Annotated in this window: 25 protein-coding genes and 1 tRNA gene; 14 read left to right on the forward strand and 12 right to left on the reverse strand. The window is 60.3% G+C overall.

Features of this window, described 5'->3' with window-relative positions; all coding sequences use genetic code 11:
- Positions 1–320: 320 nt before the first annotated feature.
- From DXT74_RS06020 to ispB, 4 genes are all read right to left on the reverse strand, one after another.
- On the reverse strand, positions 321–1,550 hold the full coding sequence (locus DXT74_RS06020; protein WP_194427536.1) for a HEPN domain-containing protein: 1,230 nt from the start codon (positions 1,548–1,550) through the stop codon (positions 321–323).
- A 909-nt stretch (positions 1,551–2,459) separates the two neighbouring features.
- Positions 2,460–2,588 carry a hypothetical protein gene (locus tag DXT74_RS23015; protein WP_255524790.1) on the reverse strand — a complete coding sequence of 43 codons (129 nt, stop codon included), beginning with the start codon at positions 2,586–2,588 and terminating at the stop codon, positions 2,460–2,462.
- Positions 2,589–2,743: 155 nt separating this feature from the next.
- Positions 2,744–2,818, reverse strand: a tRNA-Arg gene (locus DXT74_RS06025).
- Between the two features lie 20 nt (positions 2,819–2,838).
- Positions 2,839–3,768: an octaprenyl diphosphate synthase gene (gene ispB / locus DXT74_RS06030; protein WP_143330348.1), complete on the reverse strand. Its 930-nt coding sequence runs from the start codon at positions 3,766–3,768 to the stop codon at positions 2,839–2,841.
- 230 nt (positions 3,769–3,998) lie between these two features.
- Between ispB and rplU the strand changes: the two genes are divergently transcribed.
- The 3 genes from rplU (at position 3,999) to obgE (ending at position 5,889) form a co-directional block, all read left to right on the forward strand.
- Positions 3,999–4,310 (forward strand): 50S ribosomal protein L21, encoded by a 312-nt coding sequence (gene rplU, locus DXT74_RS06035; protein WP_039753142.1) that lies wholly within the window; start codon positions 3,999–4,001, stop codon positions 4,308–4,310.
- Positions 4,311–4,322: 12 nt separating this feature from the next.
- Positions 4,323–4,598 (forward strand): 50S ribosomal protein L27, encoded by a 276-nt coding sequence (gene rpmA, locus DXT74_RS06040; RefSeq protein WP_043640972.1) that lies wholly within the window; start codon positions 4,323–4,325, stop codon positions 4,596–4,598.
- A gap of 130 nt (positions 4,599–4,728) precedes the next feature.
- Positions 4,729–5,889 (forward strand): GTPase ObgE, encoded by a 1,161-nt coding sequence (obgE, locus tag DXT74_RS06045; RefSeq protein ID WP_194427537.1) that lies wholly within the window; start codon positions 4,729–4,731, stop codon positions 5,887–5,889.
- A 58-nt stretch (positions 5,890–5,947) separates the two neighbouring features.
- Here obgE and DXT74_RS06050 read toward each other — a convergent pair whose 3' ends face one another.
- Entirely contained in the window at positions 5,948–7,186 is a 1,239-nt protein-coding gene (locus DXT74_RS06050; protein WP_194427538.1) for an MFS transporter, read from the reverse strand.
- Between the two features lie 110 nt (positions 7,187–7,296).
- Here DXT74_RS06050 and DXT74_RS06055 point away from each other — a divergent pair, with 110 nt between their 5' ends.
- The 5 genes from DXT74_RS06055 to DXT74_RS06075 all read left to right on the forward strand — a co-directional run bounded on the left by DXT74_RS06055 (position 7,297) and on the right by DXT74_RS06075 (position 11,398).
- On the forward strand, positions 7,297–7,743 hold the full coding sequence (locus DXT74_RS06055) for a helix-turn-helix domain-containing protein (protein WP_194427539.1): 447 nt from the start codon (positions 7,297–7,299) through the stop codon (positions 7,741–7,743).
- Positions 7,744–8,230: 487 nt separating this feature from the next.
- Positions 8,231–9,010, forward strand: coding sequence for an ABC transporter substrate-binding protein (locus DXT74_RS06060; protein WP_043640983.1), 780 nt, complete (start codon positions 8,231–8,233; stop codon positions 9,008–9,010).
- Between the two features lie 204 nt (positions 9,011–9,214).
- Entirely contained in the window at positions 9,215–9,904 is a 690-nt protein-coding gene (locus tag DXT74_RS06065; RefSeq protein ID WP_043641009.1) for an ABC transporter permease, read from the forward strand.
- Positions 9,901–10,614, forward strand: coding sequence for an ABC transporter permease (locus DXT74_RS06070; protein WP_019102446.1), 714 nt, complete (start codon positions 9,901–9,903; stop codon positions 10,612–10,614). Before DXT74_RS06065 ends, DXT74_RS06070 begins: the two co-directional genes overlap by 4 nt.
- Before the next feature lie 16 nt (positions 10,615–10,630).
- Positions 10,631–11,398 (forward strand): ABC transporter ATP-binding protein, encoded by a 768-nt coding sequence (locus DXT74_RS06075; RefSeq protein WP_043640987.1) that lies wholly within the window; start codon positions 10,631–10,633, stop codon positions 11,396–11,398.
- A 123-nt stretch (positions 11,399–11,521) separates the two neighbouring features.
- On the opposite strand, the gene DXT74_RS06080 is transcribed toward DXT74_RS06075, so the two are convergent.
- Positions 11,522–11,758 carry a DUF333 domain-containing protein gene (locus DXT74_RS06080; protein ID WP_043640990.1) on the reverse strand — a complete coding sequence of 79 codons (237 nt, stop codon included), beginning with the start codon at positions 11,756–11,758 and terminating at the stop codon, positions 11,522–11,524.
- Positions 11,759–11,775: 17 nt separating this feature from the next.
- Positions 11,776–12,903, reverse strand: coding sequence for a succinylglutamate desuccinylase/aspartoacylase family protein (locus DXT74_RS06085; protein WP_194427540.1), 1,128 nt, complete (start codon positions 12,901–12,903; stop codon positions 11,776–11,778).
- Between the two features lie 154 nt (positions 12,904–13,057).
- On the opposite strand from DXT74_RS06085, the gene DXT74_RS06090 reads away from it, so the two are divergent.
- Genes DXT74_RS06090 through DXT74_RS06100 form a run of 3 tightly spaced genes read left to right on the forward strand, consistent with a single transcriptional unit; the run spans position 13,058 to position 17,909 of the window.
- Positions 13,058–14,335: a hypothetical protein gene (locus tag DXT74_RS06090; protein WP_231138285.1), complete on the forward strand. Its 1,278-nt coding sequence runs from the start codon at positions 13,058–13,060 to the stop codon at positions 14,333–14,335.
- Positions 14,335–15,099 carry a hypothetical protein gene (locus DXT74_RS06095; RefSeq protein ID WP_043640997.1) on the forward strand — a complete coding sequence of 255 codons (765 nt, stop codon included), beginning with the start codon at positions 14,335–14,337 and terminating at the stop codon, positions 15,097–15,099. Before DXT74_RS06090 ends, DXT74_RS06095 begins: the two co-directional genes overlap by 1 nt.
- Complete coding sequence (locus tag DXT74_RS06100; protein ID WP_194427541.1) at positions 15,099–17,909, forward strand: AAA family ATPase; 2,811 nt, start codon at positions 15,099–15,101, stop codon at positions 17,907–17,909. Before DXT74_RS06095 ends, DXT74_RS06100 begins: the two co-directional genes overlap by 1 nt.
- A gap of 57 nt (positions 17,910–17,966) precedes the next feature.
- Here DXT74_RS06100 and DXT74_RS06105 read toward each other — a convergent pair whose 3' ends face one another.
- The gene (locus DXT74_RS06105; protein WP_052370820.1) at positions 17,967–18,374 is read right to left on the reverse strand and encodes a hypothetical protein; all 408 of its coding nucleotides are present in this window, start codon (positions 18,372–18,374) and stop codon (positions 17,967–17,969) included.
- Positions 18,375–18,688: 314 nt separating this feature from the next.
- Between DXT74_RS06105 and DXT74_RS06110 the strand changes: the two genes are divergently transcribed.
- Entirely contained in the window at positions 18,689–18,958 is a 270-nt protein-coding gene (locus tag DXT74_RS06110; RefSeq protein ID WP_194427542.1) for a hypothetical protein, read from the forward strand.
- A gap of 344 nt (positions 18,959–19,302) precedes the next feature.
- Here DXT74_RS06110 and DXT74_RS06115 read toward each other — a convergent pair whose 3' ends face one another.
- The 3 genes from DXT74_RS06115 to DXT74_RS06125 form a co-directional block, all read right to left on the reverse strand.
- The gene (locus tag DXT74_RS06115; protein ID WP_043637141.1) at positions 19,303–19,770 is read right to left on the reverse strand and encodes a DUF1842 domain-containing protein; all 468 of its coding nucleotides are present in this window, start codon (positions 19,768–19,770) and stop codon (positions 19,303–19,305) included.
- Between the two features lie 247 nt (positions 19,771–20,017).
- Entirely contained in the window at positions 20,018–20,545 is a 528-nt protein-coding gene (locus DXT74_RS06120; RefSeq protein ID WP_043637139.1) for an RDD family protein, read from the reverse strand.
- Between the two features lie 2 nt (positions 20,546–20,547).
- Positions 20,548–21,093 carry a gamma carbonic anhydrase family protein gene (locus DXT74_RS06125; protein ID WP_019104212.1) on the reverse strand — a complete coding sequence of 182 codons (546 nt, stop codon included), beginning with the start codon at positions 21,091–21,093 and terminating at the stop codon, positions 20,548–20,550.
- A gap of 59 nt (positions 21,094–21,152) precedes the next feature.
- Between DXT74_RS06125 and DXT74_RS06130 the strand changes: the two genes are divergently transcribed.
- Positions 21,153–23,186, forward strand: coding sequence for a M3 family metallopeptidase (locus DXT74_RS06130; protein WP_118268354.1), 2,034 nt, complete (start codon positions 21,153–21,155; stop codon positions 23,184–23,186).
- 209 nt (positions 23,187–23,395) lie between these two features.
- On the opposite strand, the gene DXT74_RS06135 is transcribed toward DXT74_RS06130, so the two are convergent.
- Positions 23,396–23,572 carry a hypothetical protein gene (locus tag DXT74_RS06135; protein ID WP_156038958.1) on the reverse strand — a complete coding sequence of 59 codons (177 nt, stop codon included), beginning with the start codon at positions 23,570–23,572 and terminating at the stop codon, positions 23,396–23,398.
- 220 nt (positions 23,573–23,792) lie between these two features.
- Between DXT74_RS06135 and xth the strand changes: the two genes are divergently transcribed.
- Positions 23,793–24,566, forward strand: coding sequence for an exodeoxyribonuclease III (gene xth, locus DXT74_RS06140; RefSeq protein ID WP_194427543.1), 774 nt, complete (start codon positions 23,793–23,795; stop codon positions 24,564–24,566).
- Positions 24,567–24,672 lie beyond the last annotated feature (106 nt).

Here is a 24,672-nt window from a genome sequence, read left to right on the forward strand (position 1 = left end):
GAGAATGCCTCATCAATGAAATCATTGTTGTAGCCGCAGAATAGGCTCGTGCTTAGATCCGCTAACAAAACCCCTGATCCTGTGTTTTGCCTCCTTTTCGTACCATTGAAACTGCCTGTGTCGTCGCGCTTTGGCCTAGGTTCTCCGCGAGGTTTTGTTAGCGGCTCTTAATAATCTGTAATATCTGGGAACGGTAAATTTGCAGATTTAAACGTGATGTCTACTTATGTTAATGCTTGATTTTAATGTTGTATCAGTTTGATCAAGCAGTTTTGGTGGATTTGTTTTTAAAGTGATGTTTTCGAATTTGGTTGCAAGTGTTAGGTCTTAATGTCTTTGACTGATTTTTCGTTAAAAATTTGAGTTGCTTCTTCTATTAGCTGATCTAGCTTTTCAATTCGATCATATACAGATGAATCTGTAAAAAACACATCGGGATTATGAACTATTGCATTTCTGAAAACAGATAGATCTAAGACGCGATCTTTGTAATTTTGAGACAATATACCTTTTTTTATTCCAAAATTAACAAGGTTTCTCCAATTTTTGGATCCGTTTAGCTTTTCTATTTCGTCATCTTGGGCAATTAAATTGTCAAGATTTCTAAGGGTTCGGTTAAGTTTTTCCCATCGGGAGAGGAATGCGGCGAAATTGTTGTTGGTTGTTGCTGCAATATTTATAGCGACTTCTTCTTTTTGATCCTCTGTTACTTGGACTTTGTCTAGGTTGTCTAGTGCTTCTTGAAATTTTTCATTTACATCCGCAGTAAATGTTTGAACTTCCGTTAGTTCGCTTGGTGTCAAAAATCTATTGTGAGCAACCTTGCATCGAAATTCATATAGTTTTTCCCAGCGTTTTTTCAGGTAATTGCTGTCGCAATTGACAATTGGCGCGAAGTAACGCTCCCAGTTGGAGCGGGGCACGATTTCTTTTAGCTCTTTCAAGTTTAGTTCTGTTATTTCGGAAGCTATTGCAATAGCTTCAATAAACTTACGAGAGTCACCCGTGCTGTATTCTTTAAATAGAAGGTTTGATAATTGAATAAAATCTAACTCATAAAGATAATTCTGTGATCTGTCGCTAGACTTTGACTTGATAGAATCAACAACCTCTTGAGGTATCGCTTCTTTTTGCCAGCCAACGCCTATGTTGGCTAACATAAATTTTGTAATTAATTTGCGGAGAAGATTTTCGGTATGATGAATTAGGGGGTAAGCTTTGATGCAAAGGTCTGTGCTGATTTCATCCCAGACTGTTTCAGGTGGGCGACCGCTAACCTTTGTGAGTATTGTCCTTAAGGATTTTAATAATTCTCTAAACTGCTCGATACTCTGATTATTGTGGCAGGTAAGTTTGATATGGAAATATCTTTGATGCTCACGCCCTATGTCTTCGTATATTACTTCGTATCTAAAACTTTTTCCATGATAGAAGATGTCATCTCCTTGAATTTTAATATTTTCATAGGCTTGGATGAGGTTGTTGAATGAATGTACGGATCTGCAGAATTCTTCTGCAGAATCAATAAGAACTAAGTATTCAACTCTCAATTTGACCTCGTGTAGAAATAGTAAGCATATGGATTTTGTTTAAGGTATTGGTAGTGATGGTCTTTATTAAATAGAATTTCAGGGTGACAAGATATTGGCTTTTAAGCCTGAAAATTAAAGCTCAACAGGCAGGCCTAAACCTTTAGGTTGCCCTAATCAAGACTTATGGTTTGTATTACTTCAATAGCATACCATTGAATTTGTATAACTGCTTTGAATAACTATAGAAGAATTTGTCTGGTTGATCGAAGCTGGTGACAATATTGAGTCTCCTGTGCAGGGGTAATATACAACTCGAATCCCATCGAAACCGTGGATTGGCCCCTAAGTTATTGTCCTGTAACGGCTTTTCATCCACGGTTTGTCCACGGCCTCTCCCCCCATTTCGTGGATGCCGCATAAACTTCAATAAAATCAATGCCATGAAGGGAAGGGCGAATCCACCATTTCCACGACTTCCGCCGGCAAACCCGTGGATTAATTTTTAAGCAGCGCTCCGAAACCGTGGATGGCCCCTGCCTTCCTTTTTCATGGCTTTTTATCTCTATCTCTTTGTTTTTTAAATAAGAAGAAATACTTAGAGGCCGTAAAAGGGTAAAACCCCGATGTGGAAGAATTGGGGCAAACCGTGGAAGTTTGAGGGGAAACCGTGGATTTTGGAGGGCAAACCGTGGATGGGTTCTTCTCAACAATCAATGATTTAAGTCGTGAAGCGGGGTCAATCCACGGAATTTTTTTACCTACTCCCCTACCCAATGGCGCGGAAACCGGCGATTTCTGCCGTTTTCGTCGAATGCGTTGTGTCAATGTCATGCTCGGTGTGTAAAAGGCTTCGCGGTTTTGTAGTTTGGGCGGGGGAGTGCGCGACAGCCCACACTAGGCGGGCTGTAGAGGAGAGGCGTGGGGGGTTTAGGGCTGAACGTCCGACGCGGCGTAGAGGCCGAGCTTTTCCAGTTGCGGCAGGCTGATGGCGGTCAGGTGGCCCTGGCGGCGGCCAGGGATATGGATAGTCTTTTTGACGCTGCCGGCCAATACCATTGGACTTTGCCGCAACTGGTTTTGGAAGCGGCAGCCGCGAAGCCGGTGTGGCAATAACTGAGCTTGTAGGTAGCTGAGCTAGGACGCAAAAAAGCCGCGCCGTTTGCCGGACGCGGCTTTTTGATTTGTGACGCACATTGTTTTGCAAGCAGAAGTGGCGCCCCCGACAGGAATCGAACCTGTAACTGCCCCTTAGGAGGGGGCCGTTATATCCATTTAACTACGGAGACGCTTAGATAAACTTGCTGGCTCAGGCGCTGCGGTCCACCGACAGGCGGGCCAATTCCACCAAGGCCTGGCGGGTGTCCGATTCCGGAATCGGCGCCAGCGCGGCGACGGCCTGTTCGGCCACTTTGACCGCTTCGGCCCGGGCGTAGTCCAGCGCGCCGCAGGATTGTACCGCAGCCAGCACGTCCTGGAAACGATCGCGGCTGGCGTGTTCCAGCGCGTCGCGCACGGTGGCGGAGGCTTCCGGATTGCCGTTGCGCATGGTGTAGATCAGGGGCAGCGTTGGTTTGCCTTCGGCCAGATCGTCGCCCAGGCTCTTGCCTATGGTCTCGGCGTCGCCGCTGTAGTCCAGCACGTCGTCGATGATCTGGAAGGCGGTGCCCAGGTACATGCCGTATTCGGCCATTGCCCGCACTTGCTCGGCGCTGGCGCCGGCGCTGAGCGCGCCCACGCGGGCGGAGGCTTCAAACAGCTTGGCGGTCTTGTACTTGATCACGCGCAGGTATTCGTCTTCGGTAACGTCGGTGTTGCCGATGTTGAGCAGCTGCAGCACCTCGCCCTCGGCGATGATGTTGGTGGCTTCCGCCATCACCGCCAGGATGTCCATATTGCGGGTGGTCACCATCATCTGGAAGGCGCGGGTGTAGAGGAAGTCGCCCACCAGCACGCTGGCGGCGTTGCCGAACAGCGCGTTGGCGGTTTCTCGGCCGCGGCGCAGGTCGGATTCGTCCACCACGTCGTCGTGCAGCAGGGTGGCGGTGTGGATGAATTCGATCATCGCCGCCAGCTCGTGCAATTGTTCGCCGCCGTGGCCCAGCGCGCGGCCGGACAATAGCGTCAGCACCGGGCGCAGGCGCTTGCCGCCGGCGGAAATGATGTATTCCGCTACCTGGCGGATCAGGACGACATCAGAGTGCAGCCGGGCGCGGATGACGCGGTCTACGGCCTGCATGTCGTCGGCTATCAGTGTACGGAAAAGCGGGGTGGACACGATTTCAACCAGTTATTTGAGATGGGTACGCCAAAGGCGAGAATGTTACCAGAAAAGCCCCTTAAGCCGCCATGGCGCTTACTTCTTAGAACTAAGTCAATGAAATCATTGACAACTTGACGGGCTGTCCGTATAGTTTCGCGTTCTCCCGCAATAGGCGGCGAGATTTTTATATTCAGGAGCTCATGCGAATGTATGCGGTCATAAAAACCGGCGGCAAGCAGTACAAAGTTGTCGTTGGTGAAAAACTCAAAGTAGAACAGATACCTGCAGACGTCGACAGCCAGATCGTACTTGAAGAAGTGCTGATGATTGCTGACGGTGAACAGGTTGTTGTAGGCGCCCCGATGATTGCCGGCGCCACTGTTAAGGCCACCGTTGTTTCCCACGGTCGTGGCGACAAGATCCGCATCTTCAAGATGCGTCGTCGCAAGCACTACCAGAAACATCAGGGTCATCGTCAAAACTTCACCGAAATCCGCATCGACGCGATTTCGAAGTAAGGATAAACAGTCATGGCACACAAAAAAGCAGGCGGTAGCTCCCGCAACGGTCGTGACTCCGAAGCCAAACGCCTGGGCGTTAAGGTTTACGGCAGCGAACTGATTCCGGCAGGTTCCATCATCGTGCGTCAGCGCGGCACCCGCTTCCACGCAGGTGAAAACGTTGGCCAGGGCAAGGATCACACCTTGTTCGCCAAGGTTGACGGCTATGTTGAATTCACCATCAAAGGTGCAATGAAGCGCAAGTTCGTTAATGTGGTTCCGTACACCGGCGTAGACGGCGAATAATTTTTCGCTTTCTAGTGACCGAGAAAGCCCTATCCTGCGATAGGGCTTTTTTTATACCGAGGGGCAAGGCGTGAGGGTTGAAGCGTGTCAATCCTGACCCCTGACTCCTCGCCAGACAGAGGTTGAAAACATGAAGTTTATTGATGAAGCCCGCATTGAAGTGTTCGCGGGCCGCGGCGGCAACGGCGTGGCCAGTTTCCGCCGCGAGAAGTTCGTTCCCTTCGGCGGCCCGGATGGCGGCGACGGCGGCAAGGGCGGTAGCGTGTACGCGGTGGCGGATGAAAACGTCAACACCTTGGTGGAATTCCGTTTCGTTAAGAAATACCTGGCGGAACACGGCGAGCGCGGTCGCGGCGCTGATTGCTACGGCAAGGGCGGCGACGATATCGAACTGAAAATGCCGGTGGGCACGGTGATTACCGACCACGACACGGGTGAGCTGGTGGCGGATCTGACCCACCACGGCCAGCGCGTCATGATTGCGCGCGGCGGCAAGGGCGGCCTGGGCAACATCCATTTCAAATCCTCCACCAACCGCGCGCCGCGTCAATGCACGCCGGGCGAGCAGGGCGAACAGCGCACCTTGAAGCTGGAGCTGAAGGTGCTGGCGGACGTGGGCCTGCTGGGCATGCCCAACGCGGGCAAGTCCACCTTCATCCGCGCGGTGTCGGCGGCGCGTCCCAAGGTGGCGGACTACCCGTTCACCACGCTGCACCCCAATTTGGGCGTGGTGCGGATGGACGATACGCGCAGCTTTGTGATTGCCGATATTCCGGGGCTGATTGAAGGCGCGGCGGAAGGCGCCGGCTTGGGCCACCGCTTCCTCAAGCATTTGCAGCGCACGGGCCTGCTGTTGCACGTGGTGGATGTGGCCCCGTTTGACCCGGATGTCGATCCGGTGCGCGAGGCGCGCGCCATCGTTGAGGAATTGAAGAAGTACGACGAGGAGCTGCACGGCAAGCCGCGCTGGCTGGTATTGAACAAGGTGGATATGCTGCCTCCGGGCGAGCGCGAGCTGACGGTGTCAGCCTTCCTTAAAGCCTATGGCTGGCCGGAAGAGCAGCCGGACGACCGTTTCGGCTTCGATATCAAGGCGCCGCGCGTGTTCAGCATCTCCGCGTTGAACCACGAAGGCACCCGCGAGCTGACTTTCGCCATCATGTCCTACCTGGATGTGGTGCGCGCCGAGCAGCGCAAGCTGGCGGACGAGGCGCAGCAGCAAGCCGCCGCCGCGCGCCAAACCGTGATTACCCCGGATGCGGCTATGCATCAGGATACGGCTGAAGAATAAACGGCTTCCTGCCGTCTCGGTAAGAAAAAGGCCAGTCGCGAGACTGGCCTTCTTCATTTCATCCCATAGCCGCGGGCGTGAGTCGTCGTGTCGCGCACCAGAACAACAGCGCCAGCAGGCTGACGGCGGCGCCCAGTCCGCAAACGGCTTGCCAGCCGGCACGGGCGTAGGCCGCGGTGGCGCTTATGGCGCCCAGCCCGCTGCCCAGCGCGTAGAACAGCATGTAAAGGCCGACCAGCCGGCTATGCGCTTCGGGGCGGGAGCGGAAAATCAGGCTCTGGTTGGTCACGTGCAGCGCCTGGCCGCCCAGGTCCAGTAGCAGGATGCCGACCAGCAGGGCGGCCAGCGATTGCTGCATCAGCGACAGCGGCCACCAGGCTAGAAGCAGCAGCGCCAGCGCCGCCGCGCTGGTGCGTTGACCCAGCCCGCGGTCAGCCCACTGTCCGGCGCGCGCGGCAGCCAGCGCGCCAAGCGCGCCCACCAGGCCAAAGGCGCCGATGGCGGTATGGGAGTAGTTGTGCGGCGGTGCGCTCAAGGGCAGCACCAGCGCGCTCCAGAAGATATTGAAGGCCGCGAACATCAGCAGCGCCAGCATGCCGCGCACTTGCAGCGCCCTCTCGCGCCGCAGCAAGGTCAACATGGAGGCAAGCAGCGTTGGGTAGCGCATCGCGTTCGCGGAGGGAGCCAGCGCGGGCAGCCGCCGCCACAGGGGCAGCGCTAGCGCGAGCATCAGCGCCGCGGCGCAGAGATAAACGCCGCGCCAGCCGGCCAGATCGCTGACGGCGCCGGCGAACACCCGCGCCAGCAGCAGGCCGATGAAGACGCCGCTTTGCGCCGCGCCAACGACGCGTCCTTGCTCATGGGGCGCGGCGGCGCTGGCCGCGTAGGCGATCAGCCCCTGCGTCATTGCCGTGCCCAGCAAGCCCACCGCTAACACGCCGGCCAGCAGCGCGGGCGCGGAGCGCGCCATGGCGACGGTTGTCAGCGCGGCCACCAGCGCCAGCAGTTGCGCCGCCATCAGGCGGCGGCGTTCCAGCAGGTCGCCTAGCGGCACCAGCAGCAGCAAGGCCAGCACGCAGCCGATCTGAGTGGCGGTGACCACGCCGCCCACCGCCGCCTGGCGGATGGCGAAATCCCGAGCCAGCGCATCCAGCAAGGGTTGAGCGTAATAGACGTTGGCCACGCTCAAGCCGCTGGCGGCGGCGAATAGCCATACCAGGCTGGCGGGCATGTCCACTGCCTGGGCGGGCGGCGGCTTGCGCAGCGGCGGGGAGGGAGGGGCGAGCGCGGCTTTCATGATCCCGATTCCGTTCAATGTAGTTGCAAAATGAAACTGATTGAATGCTAGGGCACCCAGTTTTAAAATGCAACTAATTGATCCATTCACCGCAGACTCAAGGAGAGGCCATGCCGCGCCGCAAGATCATGAACCCGCAGCCGTGTCCGGTGGCGCGTGGCGTCGACATCGTTGGGGACCGCTGGTCGCTGCTGATCGTGCGCGATGCCTTCGACGGTGTGCGCCGTTTTGGCGATTTCCAGCGCAGCCTGGGCGTGGCCCGCAACATCCTGTCGGACCGGCTGCGCAAGCTGGTGGACGCCGAGGTGCTTGCCACTCAGGCGGCTTCGGACGGCAGCGCTTATCAGGAGTATGTATTGACAGCCAAGGGAGAAAGCCTGTTTGTGGTGGTGCTGGCCTTGCGCCAGTGGGGCGAACGGTATTTGTTTGAACCTGGCGAGCCTCATTCGCTGCTGATCGACAAGGGCAGCGGGCAGCCCGTGCCCTTGATGTTGCCCAAGACCCAGGACGGGGCGGCGCTGCTGCCCGCCGTCACGGAAGTCCGGAAGTTGACGTGAGTGGATTCCTTGGCGGGCCGCCTCTGCGTATGCAAGTCTGAGGCATGGCCTGTCGTCCTGTTCCCATCCCGCATTCTGGTGTTCTGCCCGACACCGGCACGCGCGCGCCGATTGTTTGTTCTTATAAATACTTTTTCATGTCCAGGTACACCCATTCCGATACCAAGCGTTACTTGTGTGGGTGCTTGGTTGTTGTATTTTGTCCTCAACAGACCGCGAATTTGCCGAATCTCTGAAATACCAAGTCATTAATTTTTTCTGATGACATGACGTAAGCTTAGATGAGATCGGCATTGGCAGTGGGCAGCGGAGACGGTATAGACAAATTGCTCTATTTATATAACATGAACCGCTCAGCCCCTTGCGGAGCTGGAGCAAATCTAGAGGGCAAAAGCCCCAAGCGCTTTATCTTGTGAAATACCTATGCCCGGCCGTCGGCCCGGGGTTTTCACCGTTGGCTGTAGATGAAGTCTATGAGGAGAAGCAAATGAAGAAAGCATTGGCTGTGATGGCCTTGGGTCTGATGACCGCGTCTATCGGAGCATGGGCCAAGGATTGGAAGGAAGTCCGCTTCGGGGTGGACGCCAGTTACGCGCCGTTTGAATCCAAAGCGGCCAATGGCCAGCTAGTGGGTTTCGACATTGATCTGGGCAATGAAATCTGTAAGCGCCTGAAAGCCAAGTGCGTGTGGGTGGAAAATGATTTCGACGGCATGATCCCGGCCTTGAAAGCCAAGAAATTCGACGGCGTGCTGTCTTCTATGTCGATGACCGAGGCCCGGATGAAGGAAATCAACTTCTCCGCCAAATTGTTCAACACTCCTACCCGAATGGTGGCCAAGGCCGGTTCCGGCCTGTTGCCCACCCCGGCTTCGCTGAAGGGCAAGCGCGTGGGCGTGGAGCAGGGCACCATTCAGGAAGCCTACGCCAAGAAACACTGGGCGCCGGCCGGTGTGGAAGTCGTGCCTTACCAGAACCAGACCCAAGTGCTGTCCGACCTGACGGCCGGCCGTCTGGATGCTTCGCTGCAAGACGCGGTGCAGGCCGAAGAAGGCTTCCTGAAGAAGCCGGAAGGCAAGGGCTTCGCTTTTGCCGGCAAAGAACTGGTGGACCCGCAAACCCTGGGCGAAGGCGCCGCCATCGGTCTGCGCAAGGAAGACAAGGAACTGAAGGCCGACATCGACAAAGCCATCGCCGGCATGCTCAAAGACGGCACTTATAAGAAGATTGAGAAGAAATATTTCAACTTCGACGTTTACGGCAAGTAAGCCGTAAGAGCCTGTTCAGGGCCGTATCGCCGCTGTGCGGCAGGCTTTGAACCAGTTCTTGTAAGCCGCCGACAAGACCGTTGCATTGGAACCCGCAGCGCCTCCGTGGCCGGAGTTGGCCATCCGTTTTGTCGGCGGCTCGTCTTTTGCGCAAGTCAGGAACGGCCCGACGCCCACCGTCGCCGCTCCTGAAAGGGGATGAGCATGTTTTTGTATGGATTTGGTTCCATTATCTGGGACGGCACGCTGGTGACGCTGGAGCTGGCGGTGCTGTCCTTGCTGCTGGCTTTCCTCATCGGCCTCATCGGGGCCGGGGCCAAGCTGTCCAGCAATCCCTTGCTGAGCGGCGTGTCCACGCTGTACACCACTTTGATCCGCGGCGTGCCGGACTTGGTGCTGATGCTGCTGATTTTTTACAGCCTGCAGATCGGCATCAACCATCTTACCGAATGGCAAGGCATGGAACGGATTGATCTCAATCCCTTCGTGTCCGGCGTGGTGACCTTGGGTTTTATCTATGGCGCCTACTTTACCGAAACGCTGCGCGGCGCCTTCATCTCCGTGCCCAAGGGCCAGCTGGAGGCCGGCACCGCTTACGGCATGAGCCACTGGCAGGTGTTTTCCCGCGTCCAGTTTCCGCAGATGATGCGTTTCGCGTTGCCCGGCATTTCCAATAACTGGCAGGTGATGCTAAAAGCCACCGCCCTGGTGTCCATCATCGGCCTGACCGACGTGGTTAAAGTGTCGATAGACGCCGGCAAGAGCACTTACAAAGTGTTCTTCTTCACCTTGGTGGCCGGGGCGATCTACCTGCTGCTCACCACGGTGTCCAACTTCGTGCTGATGTGGCTGGAGCGCCGTTATTCCATGGGCGTGAGGGAGGCCGAGCTATGATTGACATCATTCAACAATACTGGCGTCCCTTCCTGTGGTCGGACGGCTACCATCTCTCCGGCCTCGCCGTCACCATGTGGCTGCTGGTGCTGTCCATCGCCTTTGGCTTTGTCGTGTCCATCCCGCTGGCGGTGGCGCGGGTATCCAAGGTCAAGTGGCTGGCGCGCAGCGTCTGGTTCTACACCTATGTGTTCCGCGGCACGCCGCTCTATGTGCAGCTGCTGTTCTTCTACACCGGCATGTACAGCCTGGACGCGGTGCGCGAGGTGGGTTTCCTCAACCACTTCTTCCGCGAGGGCTACAACTGCACCATCCTGGCGTTCGCGCTCAACACCTGCGCTTACACCACCGAGATCTTCGCCGGCGCGATCAAGGCCACCCCTTACGGCGAGATTGAGGCAGGGCGGGCTTACGGCATGAGCAAATTCACCCTTTACCGCCGGGTGATCATTCCGTCCGCGCTGCGCCGCGCGCTGCCGGCGTACAGCAATGAAGTGATCCTGATGCTGCACGCCACTACCGTGGCTTTTACCGCCACCGTGCCGGACGTGCTGAAAGTGGCGCGGGACGTCAACGCCGCCACCTACGACTCCTTCAACGCCTTCGGTCTGGCCGCCCTGATCTATCTGGGCGTCACCTTCGTCCTGGTGGGCCTGTTCCGCAAGGCCGAGACCAGATGGCTGGCCTATTTGCAGCCGGCGAAAACCTGAGAAACGGATTAAGAAGATGGACAAGCTGAATATCCAGAACATTCACAAGAGCTATGGCAGCCACGAGGTGCTCAAAGGCGTTTCGCTGACGGCCAAGGCCGGCGACGTGATCAGCATCATCGGCTCGTCAGGCTCCGGCAAAAGCACTTTTCTGCGTTGCATCAACTTCCTGGAAAAACCGAACCAGGGCAGCATCAGCCTCAATGGCGAGCCCATCCGCCTGGCCACCACCAAGAACGGCGAATTGACGCCGGCGGACCAGAAGCAGCTGCAGGGCATGCGCACCAAGCTGGCCATGGTGTTTCAGCACTTCAATCTGTGGGCGCACATGACGGTGCTGGAGAACGTGATCGAAGCGCCGGTGCACGTGTTGGGGATTTCCAAGGAGGAGGCCACCCAGCGCGCGATCAAATACCTGCGCAAGGTGGGCCTGGACGAGCGCGCCCAGGATAAATATCCGGCGCACTTGTCAGGCGGCCAGCAACAGCGGGTGGCGATAGCGCGCGCGTTGGCGATGGAGCCGGAGGTCATGCTGTTTGACGAGCCCACCTCGGCGCTGGACCCGGAACTGGTGGGCGAGGTGTTGAAAGTGATGCAGGCGCTGGCCGAGGAAGGCCGCACCATGATCGTGGTCACCCACGAAATGGGCTTCGCCCGCAATGTGTCCAACCACGTGATGTTCCTGCACCAGGGGCGGGTAGAGGAGGAGGGTTGCCCGGACGAGGTGTTCGGCAACACCAAGAGCGAGAGGCTGAAGGCTTTCTTGTCCGGCAGCCTGAAGTGATCTGAGTCTTACCCTGCTCAAGGGGGATACGGCCCGCCGGCGCATCATGACCGGCGGGTTCGTTGTATTCAGGGTTGTGGATAAATCAGAAAAATGGGAAAGGCTGTGGATAAGCCTGGTGGGCTATCGGGGATGGTCGGCGCGGAACAGCGTCCACTCTTCCACTGTGCGGCCGTCCGGCAACTGGCATAGCGAGTACTCATTGCCCTGAGCGTCTTTTTGCGGCAACAGCTTGCCGCCTTTTTCCACGCAATACACCGAGGCCGGATTGGCCATGCCCACCGCCGGTCGCTCCGGGGCCTTGGTCTGGCTGCAGGCGCTCAGGCTCAGCAGCGCGGCGGCGCAAATCAAGATTCTCATGCGGTTTCCTTTCAGGGTCAGGCCGACAACAGCTTGCCGGATTTAAAGGCCTCGCGGCTGGCTACCTTGGCCAGCGACAGGCCGGTGGTGGTGTAAGTGCGGGCGCTAGTGGCGTACAACATGCCAGGGCGGTTGGCGCGGATCTCACTGCAGCGGTCGCTGATCGGGTCGATTACCTCGGCCAACAGTTCGCCGCTGGCCACCTCGCTGCCCGGCTGGGCGTGATACACCACCACGCCAGCGTGCGGCGCGTACAGGTTTTCCGAACCGGCCAGCGGCGTGGCGGGGAAGGGCAGTTCCGGCAGCGGCGGCGCGGCTTCGGCGATGACGCCGCGGTGGCGCAGGAAGTTGAGGATGCCTTCCGCGTCCTGGCGCGCGTAATCGTGATGGACGTCGCTTTCTCCGCGCAGTTCCACCGTTACCGCCAGGCAGGCCATGTCGATCTGCGCGTCCAGGCCTTCTGCCGTCGCCAGATCGCGCAGCTGCCACCACAGCTGGCTGCAGGCTTCATCGAAGGGATGGTCGCCGGAGTCGGTGGCCAGCAGGGTGGCGCAAGCGCCCAGATAGCGCGACAGCGGCTCGCACTGTTCCCATAGCGGGGTGCCGGTGTACAGGTGCAGGCCGGCGCGGCAGTCGCAGTGCAGGTCCAGCACCACGTCGGCGTCGAAAGCCAGCTTCATCAGCGTGTGGCGTAGCGATTGCAGCTCGCTGTCGGCGCGTAGCGCGCCCAATTGCTGGCGCGCCTCCGCGCGGATCAAGGCGGTATTGGCCTTGCCGTCGCGGCCCAGCTGCCCTTTCACCGCCTCGAAAATCGTTTCGGACAGCACCGGGTAATAGCGGTTGAAGTTCTGGCCGCTTTGCAGATCGAAACGCCCCAGCAGCTTCTCGCTTTGGTTCTGGTTCAGGCCGATGGGGTTGGCCACCGGCACCAGGATCACCTCGCCGCGCAGCAGGCCGGCGGCGTCCAGCCGCTGCAAGCCTTGCTTCAAGTGCCAGGCGGTCAGCATGCCCGGCAATTCGTCGGCGTGCAGGCTGGCCTGGATATAGATTTTCTGGCCGCTCTGCGGCACGCCGAAATGGAAGCTGGTCAGATCGCGCTGGCTGCCCAGACTGGGCGACAGCAAGGGCTGGCGGTGGGTGTACATGGGTTCTCCTCTTACGGTGTGCGGCTGGGTTGTGGAATCTTATTCCAAACCTGCCCACGCAAGATAGGGCCGCCGCGCCGAGATGCGTTGACGAACGACCATGCCCCCCGGACAATCATGGCTTTTGCCATTCCACGCCCGCGCGCGTGGTGGAGTGCCCTTGGATTCTCTCTCCGACTTCTTCCAGCCCGGCATCGAGCCCGCCTCCTTGCAGGCGGTGTCGCGCTTGACCGGCGCCTGGCCTTATCTCGCCGTCTTCGTCACCCTGTTCCGCGGCGGCGATGAAGAAGTGCTGATGCGGCTGCTGGTGTTGCGGGAACTGGGCGGCCGCGCAGAAGCGCCGCTATGGACGCCGCAGGAAATCGCCCAGCGTTTCGCCTATCTGAACGACACCAAGCTGGCCACCATTCTGGGCCGGCTGCGCGAAGGCGGCCTGCTGGTTTATGACAGCGACAGCGGGGTCTACCAGCTGTCCGAAGGCGCGCGCGTCGCGCTGGCGGCGCTGGCCACCATGGTGGATTTTGCCGGCGACGATGTGGAGCTGGGCTATCTGACCAGCCAAGTGGCCGCCGGCCAGGCGGTGGGTCAGGTATCCGACGAGGCGCTCAAACACCTGCTGGCGCGCTTGAACGAACTGTACGCGGAATTCGAGGAAGCGCTGGAGTCGCAATCTGAATTCCGTATCCGCGCCGCTCAGCACCGCTTGGAAGCGGTGTGGCGCTGGGTGGCCAAATCCACCGAAGTGGTCAAGAGCCTGACCCAGGACGACAGCCTCAGCCTGCTGGTGTTGAACCAGGCGCAAGCCATCGCGCTGGCGCAAAGCCGCATGCTGGCGCTGGCCGGCACGTTTGAGCGCCGGCTGGCGCAATTGGCCGCGCAGCGCGTGCACCTGGGCGGCTCCGGCCTCACCTCCACCGACATCGCGGACTGGCTGCGCCGCATGGCGGCCGGCCAGCTGGCGCACAAGCTGGACGCCTGTCTGTCCATTGCCCCCGAGCCGGCCTTCCTGTCCACGCCGGAGTTGGCCGATGTGGCCGAATTCGAACTGCTGGCGCGCGAGCGCGCCAAGGCCGGCTCCATGACGCTGCCGGGTGGCGAAGCCGCGCCGCTGGCCGACGCGCCGGAAATGGAGCGCTTGCTGGAGGCCGAGGCGATGTACGACGCCTTGCTGGAGCTGGGCATGTCCGGCGCGGCCGACGCCCACATCAGCCAGGCGGTGCTGGCCGACAGTTACAACGAAACCGCCTACCGGCTGTCGTTGCTGTCCTTGATTGGCGATCCGGAAACCAGCAACGACCAAAGCATCGTCGCCGCGTTGGCCAAGCTGCCGTTCAGCCTGCAAGGCGGCGAGCGCGTGATCGAGCCGGACCACCCGGAAGTGGCGTCGCTGTCCGACGCGCGCCTGGTGGCCGCGGCGCAAAAAGGTTCTTAATGGAAACAGAAATCAAAACCCTGACCGCCCGTCTGCTGGCGCACCGGGTGGTGCCGCGCGGCGACGCGCTGGCGAAGAAGGCGCTGCTGGACGACAGCTTCCGCCTGGAGTTGGACAAGAGCCTGGCCGCCGTCGGCCTGCGTTTGGTGGAGAACCCCTACGCCGAGCATGTGGCCGTGGCGCTGCTGCCGGAAATGACCGAGCCGGTGTTCGGCTCCGGCGACGCCTGGCTCAACAACAACCTGGGCCTGCCGCGCGACGGCGTGGCGTTGCTGGTCATCCTGTGGTCCTTGATCATCCTGCCCAAGCGCGAGCGCCAGATCGCCCGCGTGGAGGCCGGCAAGGAAAATCAGAGCGATATGTTCGGCGCGCAAAAGCCGCTGGAAACCGGCGACGCCGTCTCCACCGGCGTGTCCGAGGACGCGCTCTACGCGGACTTCGGCAAGGCGCTGGGCGGCCGAACCCGCTTCAACGCCAACCTGGGCCGCCTGGTGAATCTGGGCTTTATCGTGCGCCGCAACCGCTGGCTGGACGAAGGCCCGATGCTGGACCTGATGATCGACTACGCTCAACTGGCGCCGCGCATCATCGAAGGGGCGCTGGCCGATGTGCTGCTGCGCCGCGAAGGCCGCGACGCGCTGGCCGACAAGCGCGCGGAAGCGACTGAGGACGAGCAGGAAGCCGCCGCGGACGCCGACGACTCCGCCGGCCCGCTGTTTGACCTGCCGCCGGACGACGACGCGGCCAACGAGGAGACGCGCTGATGTTCCAGATGAAATCGGTGGAAATGGTGCACTGGGACTTCTGGCAGCGGCTGACCGTGCCGCTGGACGCGCAGATCGTCACCATCATCGGCCCCAACGGCTCCGGCAAGACCACCTTGCTGGACGCGATGCGCACCTTGCTGGCGATCAAATGCTCGGGCAAGCGAGATTACAAACGCTACGTTCGCAACAACAAAGAGCCCTTCGCCTATCTGCGCGGCGTGGTGGACAACCCGCGTCGCCCCAGCGGCGGCCTGTATCCGACGCCCTTCTTCCCCATCGTCGCGGACGCTGTCACCTTGCTGTGCCGGGTCAAGAAGCAAGGCGGGGACTGGGTGCGCCACTACGCCATTCTGGACGGCGACGTGCCGCTGGAGCAGGCCGAAGGCCAGGCCCAATGGCTGGGCGTGCAGGAATACCGCCGCCGGCTGGAAATGGCCGGCCTGACCCCGGCGGTGGCCGAAGTGCTGGCGCTGGAACAGGGCGATACCGACAAACTCACCGAATACAGCCCGCGCCAACTGCTTGACCTGGTGTTCCAGGTTTTCGGCGATAAGGACGTGCTGGACAACTACCAGCGCGCCCGCGACGAGCAACGCGCCACCGAGCTGGAACTGGAATCGCTGAGCCGTCAGGAAGAAGCGCTGCAGACGCGGGTGGAAACCATGAAGACCCGCGCCAACCGCTATCTGGAATGGCGGCAACTGAATACCGGCATCGCCCGGCTGCGCGACGAGGCGCTGCCGGTGCTGGCCTATCTGGACGCCAAGTCCGCGCTCGGCAATGTCTGGAAAAACTACCGGGGCAATTTCCACGCGCTGAACCAGGCCCGGGGCGAGCATGCCGACACCTTGCAGCTGGTGGCCAAACTCAAGGCCGCGGAAGTGGCCGCCGACGCCTCGCGCAAGGCGGCGGAAACCGCCCGCGTCGGCGCGCAGGAAGCCTTCATGGCGGCCAAGGGCGAGCACGCAGGCGTGGCTGGTCAGCTCAAGGAACGGGATCGGCTGCAAGCGCTGGCCAGCAAGGAATACGGCGCCGACGCCGCCCAGTTGGCCGATAAGCTCGCCGCGTTGCGCGGTGAAGCCGAGCAATTGAAAGACGGCCTGCGCGAACTGAAAAAGCAGCGCCAAGACAGCTCCCAGCATCTGGAGGCGCTGGAAATCGGCCGCGGCCGCGCGCCGGAAGACGTGCGCCAGTTCAAGGCCGCGCTGGACGAGGCCGGCATTGGACATCAGATGTTGTCCGACATCGTGGAAGTGCTGGACCCGAACTGGCAGGCGGCAGTGGAGGCGCTGTTGAGAGGTTATCGCCACGTGGTGCTGCTGGAACGCGAAAGCGACCGCCGCGAAGCCTGGCGCATCGGCGAGAAACTTCGCTATCGCCACTTCGTGGTGCCGGAGCGCTGCAGCCCGCCGCGCGCCAACGCCGGCAGCCTGATGGAAGTGGTGCGCTTCTCCGCCGACGCGCCCGAGTGGCTGTACCGGCAGTTGAACAGCGTCAGCCGCGTAGACAGCGCGGAGCAGGGCGCCGACGTCAGCGGAGACTGGATCACCCGCGACGGCTACTTCCGCGAACGTCGCGGCGCGCGCCACATCGGCGTGCCGGCGCATGAGTTCGCCTTCGGCGAAGCCGCGCGCCAATCGCGGCTGCTGGCGGTGCGTGAAGCCTTGAAGGCGTTGAACACGCGCATCCTGGCCGACGAAGAGCGCTTGGTGGCGGACACCCGCGAGGCCGCCGGCTTGGCTGAATACCTGGGCGGCATGGACGCCATCCGCCAACTGGACAGCCGCGCCGAAGAGTTCGCCGCGTTGGAAACGCGCAAGCAGGGGCTGGAAAGCGAAATCGCCCGCTTGGGCGCGGCGCTGGGCCTCGTCAGCGCGGAGAAGGAAGCCGCCGATCAGCGCTACAGCGACGCTCGGTTGGCGCACGACCGAGTTTGCCAGCGCGAACAGGACAGCCTGGCCGTCTTCCGCCAAAAACAACAGGAAGTGGAGCAGGCGCGTCGCCAAGTGCGCCGCCTGCTGTCCGAACTGCGCGAATGGGCGGAGCGTCTGCCTGATGCGGCGCTAGCGCCGGATAACGTCGCAGCGCTCGAAAGCGAGTTCGATACCGCCGCGGATGCCAAGCATCAGCTCAACTACCTGGAAGAGCGGCTGCAAAACGGCGACTGGGAGCAGGACGAAGCCGTGCTGGCCTTGAAGGACAAGCTGGTGGAGGATCTGACCGCTCTGGACCGCGAACGTCAGCGCCGCCAGAGTGAAGTGGACCGCTCGCGCGAGCTCACCGACGAAGCGCGCGCCGCCTATATGGGCAAGCTGCGCGCCACCGTCCGCGTCTACGGTCAAAACGTCAAGCGTCTGGGCGAACTGGCCGGCATCCAGGTGGAAGTGGAACTGCCGCAGCTGTCCAACGACGACGCCGCGCTGGCCCAGGCCGGGCTGGTGCTCAGGTTCAACTTCGACCAGAAGGGCCTGATGGGTATGAACGACGGCGAGGCCTCCGGCGGCCAGCAGGTGATGAAGTCGCTAATCCTGTTGATCGGCCTGATGATGGACGAGTCCAACCCGTCCGGTTTCGTGTTCATCGATGAACCGTTCGCCCATCTGGACATCTTCAACATCGACCGCGTCGCCGGCTTCCTCAAAGCCACCGAGGCGCAGTACCTGATCACTACGCCGAATACCCACAACATCAATATCTTCGCGCCGTCGGAACTGACGCTGGCCACCCGCAAGAAGCGGCCGGGCGAGCAATGGGCGCCGCCCATTCTGCAAACCCGCCGCCGAGTGGACGGCGGCGAGCCGGCTTGAGCCAGACCACGCAGCCGCCCCTCGGGCGGCTTTTTTCTATTCGACGGGCACTGCCGCTCACGGCTGGTTGTAGCTGTACACGATGCCGTTGATGGTGGACTTGAAACCGTAGCGCGGGAAGGCAGGATTCGGGTTCTTGGCGAGGTAAGCGTCCGCCAGCGCTTCGGCCGCCTGTCGGTAGAACTTGGTCTGGTTCTTGTTGTACCAAGGGTCGTCGTGGGGATTGGGGTTGAATTTGTAGCTCTGGTCCCGGCCGCCGGCGATGTAAATGCGGATGCCGCGAGCGCCGGGGCCGGAGCCTCCGCTCTTTTGCTCCACATAGTTGAACGTGATGCCGCTGTTTTTGTAATTGGGCAGGCTGCCGCTGATATTGGCGGCCAGCGCGCCGCCGGCGGTCAGAGACAGCGCGCTGACGGCCAGCAAGGCCGCGACGCGGCGGAACAGGAAGTTGAGTGGGGGATTCATGGCATTCCTTCGGATAATGGTTGAGAACCGTCGACAACGGTCGGCTTTGCCGGCGAGGCGTTAGCGTCGTGAAATAGCGCGTAAATGTCGCCTATTTATACAAATGGCAATTAAATTGCGTAATTTAATGACATTTAGATTGTGAAGATAGGCGAGCGTGGAGCGATCAGCAAGCGCCGCATGCCAGTCCTTAAGACCGGGCCGGCTAAGCGGCGATGGCCCGCTTGAGCGGGACAGAGGCTTTTGGATGGCGGCCCGTCGTCGCTGGCCTATGCTGAGAAGGAGGCATGGGCGTAGTGAGAAAGCGGGTTTAAATGGAAGAACGCGACTTGGTGGGCAGCGCCATTCCCATGGCGCAGCTCAAGCTGGAACTGCGGACGAATGGCGTATTGGTCATTTCGGTGTACGAGATTGACGACAATGAGCCGTTTTTCGTCTACGAGTCCGACAGCGACTTTGACCCTGAGACGATTTTGAGCGCCGCGGAGCGACGTTTGGACCCGGTGCGGCTGGATGTGTTCAAGCATGTGTTCTTCCAGGCCAGGGACGATGTCGAGGGTGATAGGGAAGAGGGCGAAGGGTAAAGGGCTGCCGCGCACTTGTTCATTGCTGGCCAACACCCCGGCTGGGAGGGGTGTTGATTTTTACGCCGGTCATCAGCTTGATCCAAGGCGGAGGGCAAGCGTCCTTGCTGACGCTCCACACCCAAAGCCCGCCTGGGGGCGGGCTTCGGGTACTGATGGATGGCCCGGTCCCGGAACCGGGCGCATGCGCTTAGAACCTATTTACGATCAGCTGCGCGTCGGCAGGATGGATAGAAAAGGGCGTTGAAACCGTCTTCGAAATGCTCATGTACCATGAGTACATTCCGCTTTTTCAGCCGTTTTCGTCTTGTCTCGCCTTTGCTCGCGAAATCGTAAACCTGTTCTTAGCGCAGGTTCAGCGCTTTGATCGCGTTGTTGATTTCATCCGCCAGACGCACTTCCTGACCCAGCTGCTCATGCCATTGCTGATTTTGGAAGAAGGCGTAGCGCGCCTTGGAGTTGTTGCCGGCTTGCCAGCCGTCTTTCAGTTGACCGTCGAAGAAGAACTGTTCCAGCAGCGCGTGGCCGGCGGCGTGGGCCTGGTTTTGCGCGTGCTGATCGTGCATGCGCGGCGCGCCTATCAGGTGCAGTTCGATGTCGCGGCCCTGCTCTTCGTAGCGCCCTTGGATCGGATGCTCGAACACCAGCGGCTGCAGCGTGGCGTGGGTGATGGTGGCGCGGCCGGTGATGTGGCGCGACGGGGTGTATACGGTCAGGTCCAGCCGCAGGTTCAGGCCGCCCGCCTGGCCGGGTTTGTTGACGTTGTAGCTGACGATGAACAGGCCGGATTTTTGATCGCGATCGATAGTCATGTTTGGACTCCTTGAGATCAATAACATCAGATGAGAAGTTGGAGCGTCTGGTGGGACGTCCAGGCCCAATGGCGATGTGCTAGCCGCGGCGGTAACCGCTGCTGCCCTGTATTTATATAACCTTTGATTTTATTTTCAGCCGTACTTAATGGCAGTTGGAAATAAAGTGGGGGTGGGGCTTGCGCGCGGGGCTAGGGAAGGAAGGGGAAGAAAAGCGCGCCGCCAGGGCTGGCGGCGCGAGGGAAAGTCAGGCTTGTTGCTCAAAGCGCACAGGCTGTTTGCCCAGGCGTTTGGCCCGCACCACCACGGTGCCGGCGATCTTGTCGTGCCAGCCCTGCTTGCGGGCGTCCAGGCCCACCCAGATCAGGCCCAGCAAGAAAGGGAAGCAGGATACGAAGTAGCCTAGATAACGCAGCGCCGCCTGCCCCGGCGTCATCGGCGCGCCGGTTTTGGCATCCACGATACGAGCGCCCAGCAGCATCTTGCCCGGCGTGCTGCTCTTGAACCACCAGAAGGCCAGCACCGCCGCCGCGGGCAGCACCCAGTTGATCATCAGGCTGGCCAGCGGGCTCAATTCAAAGCGGCCTTGCATCATGGCGGCCTGCATCATCCAACCGTCGCCGCTTTCCGCCACGCGGTTGGTTTCGCCGCTGACGCCGGCCAGCAGCCAGATCGCCGGCGCCAGTGCCAGGCAGAGCAGCAGGGTGTCGACCAGGCTGGCCAGCACCCGCAGCCAGAAGCCGACGTATTCCAGTTCTTCCGCGCCCTCTTGCATCTTCAGTCCTCCAGATTGGGTTTGTGCTTGGCCGCCACGCGCAGGTAGTGTTCGGCGGAGTATTGGAAGTAGGCCAGTTCTTTTTCGGTCAGCGGCCGCGCCTGTTTGACCGGATTGCCCAGATAAAGATAGCCGGACTCCAGCCGCTTGCCCGGCGGCACCAGGCTGCCGGCGCCGATCAGCACCCGCGGTTCGATCACCGCGCGGTCCAGCACGATGCTGCCGATGCCGACCAACACTTCGTCGCCTATGGTGCAGCCGTGCAGGGTGACGTGGTGGCCGATGGTGACGTTGCGGCCTATCACCAGCGGCGCGCCGGCCGGGTCCGCGGCGCTTCTGTGGCTGACGTGCAGCATGGCGAAATCCTGGATGTTGGAGTTCTCGCCTATGCTGATGGCGTTGACGTCGCCGCGGATCACGGCACAGGGCCAGACCGACGCGCCTTCCGCCAACGAGACTTCGCCGATGACCACCGCCGCCGGGTCGATGTAGCAGCTGTCGTGGATTTGCGGCTGATGCCCGTCATAAGGGCGGATATTGCTTTTCATCGGTCTGTCCTCATCTGAAATCGGGTAAAGTTCCCATCATACCCCCACAGGATGCCAATATGAGCCAGAACCCCTTGCTGGACTTTTCCGGACTGACCCGTTTCGCGGAGATCAAACCGGAGCACATTTCCCCCGCCATCGACGAATTGCTGTCCGCCGCGCGCGCCGCGGTGGCGCGGCTGACCGCGGAGCAGGGCGCGCCCAGCTGGGAAAGCTTCGTCGATCCGCTGACCGACGCCACCGAGCATCTCAGCCGCGCCTGGGGCGTGGTGGGCCATCTGAACGCGGTGGTGAACACGCCGGAGCTGCGCGAGGCGTACAACGCCAATATCCCTCGCATTTCCGAGTTCTGGACCGAGATGGGCCAGAACCTGGATTTGTACGCTCGCTTCAAGGCGCTGGCGGCCAGTCCCGAGCATGACGGCTACAGCGCGGCGCGCAAGAAAATCGTTTCCAACGATCTGCGTGATTTCCGCCTGTCCGGCGCGGAACTGCCGCAGGCGGAGAAAGAGCGTTTCGCCGCCATTCAGACGCGGCTGGCCGAGCTGTCCGCCAAGTTCGAGCAGAACGTGCTGGACGCCACCGACGCCTTCAGCCTGTACATCGAGGACAAGGCCGAGCTGTCCGGCGTGCCCGAGGATTCGCTGGAACTGTTCGCCGCCGCCGCGGCCGGCGACGATAAGAGCGGCTACAAGATCACCTTGCAGTTCCCGTTCTATTTCCCGGTGTTGCAGTACGCGGACAACCGCGCGCTGCGCGAAAAGCTGTATCAGGCCAATGTGCAGCGCGCCTCGGAGTTCGGCCCGGCCGAACGCGACAACAGCCCCATCATCCGCGAAAAGCTGCAACTGGCGCGCGAGGAAGCCCAACTGCTGGGCTTCGCCAACTTCGCCGAACTGTCCTTGTTCACCAAGATGGCGGAAAGCCCGGAACAGGTGATCGCCTTCCTGCGCGATCTGGCCGCGCGCGCCAAGCCGTTCGCGGTCAAGGACCGCCAGGAACTGGAAGCCTTCGCCGCCGCCGAACTGGGACTGGCCAAGCTGGAAGCCTGGGATCTGGCCTACGCCGCGGAAAAGCTGCGCGTGGCGCGTTACGCCTTCTCCGAGCAAGAAGTGAAGCAATACTTCCCGGAAAGCAAGGTGCTGCCCGGCCTGTTCGGCGTGGTGTCCACGCTGTTTGGCGTGGAAGTGCGTCCGAGCAGCGCGCCGGTCTGGCATCCGGACGTGCGCTTCTTCGACATCCACAAAGACGGCCAACTGATCGGCAGCTTCTATTTCGATTTGTACGCCCGCGACGGCAAGCGTTCCGGCGCCTGGATGGACGACGCGCGCGGCCGCCGCAGCAAGAGCGGCCAGGTGCAGACGCCTATCGCCTATCTGACCTGCAACTTTACCCGTCCGGTGGGCGACAAGCCGGCGCTGTTCACCCACGATGAAGTGATCACCTTGTTCCACGAGTTCGGCCACGGTCTGCACCATATGCTGACCCGCGTCGATGAACTGGGCGTGGCGGGCATCAACGGCGTGGAGTGGGACGCGGTGGAGTTGCCCAGCCAGTTCCTGGAAAACTTCGCCTGGGAATGGGACGTGGTGCAGGGTATGACTAGCCATGTGGACAGCGGGGCGACTTTACCGCGCGAGCTGTTCGACAAGATGCTGGCGGCCAAGAACTTCCAGAGTGGTATGGCTACGGTGCGCCAGCTGGAGTTCGCGCTGTTCGACCTGCAGCTGTACAGCGTATTCGACGCCGACAAGGGCGACTGGCTGGCCTTGCTGGACGAGGTGCGCCGCGAGGTGGCGGTGAACTTCCCGCCGGCCTACAACCGCTTCCCCAATAGCTTCAGCCACATCTTCGCCGGCGGCTATTCGGCCGGCTATTACAGCTACAAATGGGCGGAAGTGCTGTCCGCGGACGCCTATGCGGCTTTCGAGGAGGCTGGCGGCGCCAATCCGGACACCGGCAAGCGCTTCTGGGACGAGATTCTGGCGGTGGGCGGCAGCCGTCCGGCGCTGGAGTCCTTCCGCGCTTTCCGCGGCCGCGATCCGCAGATCGACGCCTTGCTGCGCCATTCCGGCATGGTGGAGACGGTTTGAAACGTTTGTTTTATGCCGGAGGAAAAATATTCCGGTCTTTGCCGGAACTCTTGTGAAGCGTCGCGGCTCTAATTTTTTGCTCAGTGGGTTATCTCCAGAGCAGCAAGCGAGCCAGACGCATATCAGGGTAGATTGATATAGTGTCTATTGCGCGCCTCCGTGTAGACGGAGGCGCCTTTTTTTTGCCGCGGATCGCGCGGCTAAAAGATTCAGCTATCTCGCTCTGGTTTGGCGGACGGCGTCAGCGGCTGCAAGATGTGGCGGCGCTGGAAGGTGGGAGTTCGCATCGAGAAGGGCGGCGTCAACGGCGCCAGACGAGGACGGTTGGGATTGCGCGTCGGGCATAATGCCTGTTGCGCGTCGTGCTGCTTGTGCTTGATAGTCAAGAACTTGCTCCGGTTACAACGACGCTTTCGATCATAGGCCGGCATTCCGGGCCTTGGCAAATTACCGTCGTCCGGCTGTTGTTTATTTGTTTAAACATTTTTGTTTAATCAACCATTAAATAATCGACGTAGGCGACTGTCGCCGCCCAAAGCTTGGCAGTGCCGCGCGCTGCGGTTATGGTGTCGGCCTTTGCATGAAAAACATTTGGAGAGCCCGCCGATGCGTTTTGCCACCTGGAACGTCAATTCCCTCAAGGTCCGCCTGCCGCAGGTGATCCAATGGCTGTCCGACAGCCCGGTGGACGTGCTCTGCCTGCAAGAACTGAAAATGGATCAGGATGTGTTTCCGCTAGCCGAGATCGAAGCGGCCGGTTATCGCGCCGCCTGGTTCGGTCAGAAAACCTACAACGGCGTGGCCATTCTGGCCCGCGCGCCGCTGGAGCTGGAAGACGTGGTGTGCGGCATCCCGGATTACGGCGACGAGCAGCGCCGAGTGATTGCCGCCACGGTGAACGGCATTCGGGTGATCTGCGGCTATTTCGTCAACGGCGAGGCGGTGGATTCGCCCAAGTATCCGTACAAGCTGGAATGGCTGGCCAATCTGGAGCGCTATGTCGCCGCCGAGTTGCAGCGCCACCCGCAGCTGCTGCTGTTGGGCGACTACAATATCGCTCCGGAAGACCGCGATGTGTACGACCCGGAAAGCTGGCACGAGCAAGTGCTGTGCAGTACGCCGGAGCGAGAATCCTTCCGCCGTCTGATCGCGTTGGGCCTGAGCGACAGCTTCCGGCTGTTCAATCAGGAGGAGAAGCAATACAGCTGGTGGGATTACCGCGCGATGATGTTCCGCCGCAACAAGGGCGTGCGCATCGACCATATCCTGGTCAGCGACGCGTTGAAGCCGCGGGCGCTGGACTGCGTGATCGACAAGGCGCCGCGCAAGTGGGAGCGGCCGTCGGACCATACTCCGGTGGTGCTGACGCTGGCGGATTGAGCGTCTCCGCCATTCTAAAGGCCGGCTGCCGCCGGCCTATCCGCCAGCTTTCTTGGCTTGCCTCAAAAATATCGCCGGCCGGTTTTGCTAGTCTGGAGCTTTCTTG

Origin of the sequence: Chromobacterium sp. Rain0013 (genome assembly GCF_015291765.1) — a bacterium.
GTDB lineage: Bacteria > Pseudomonadota > Gammaproteobacteria > Burkholderiales > Chromobacteriaceae > Chromobacterium > Chromobacterium haemolyticum.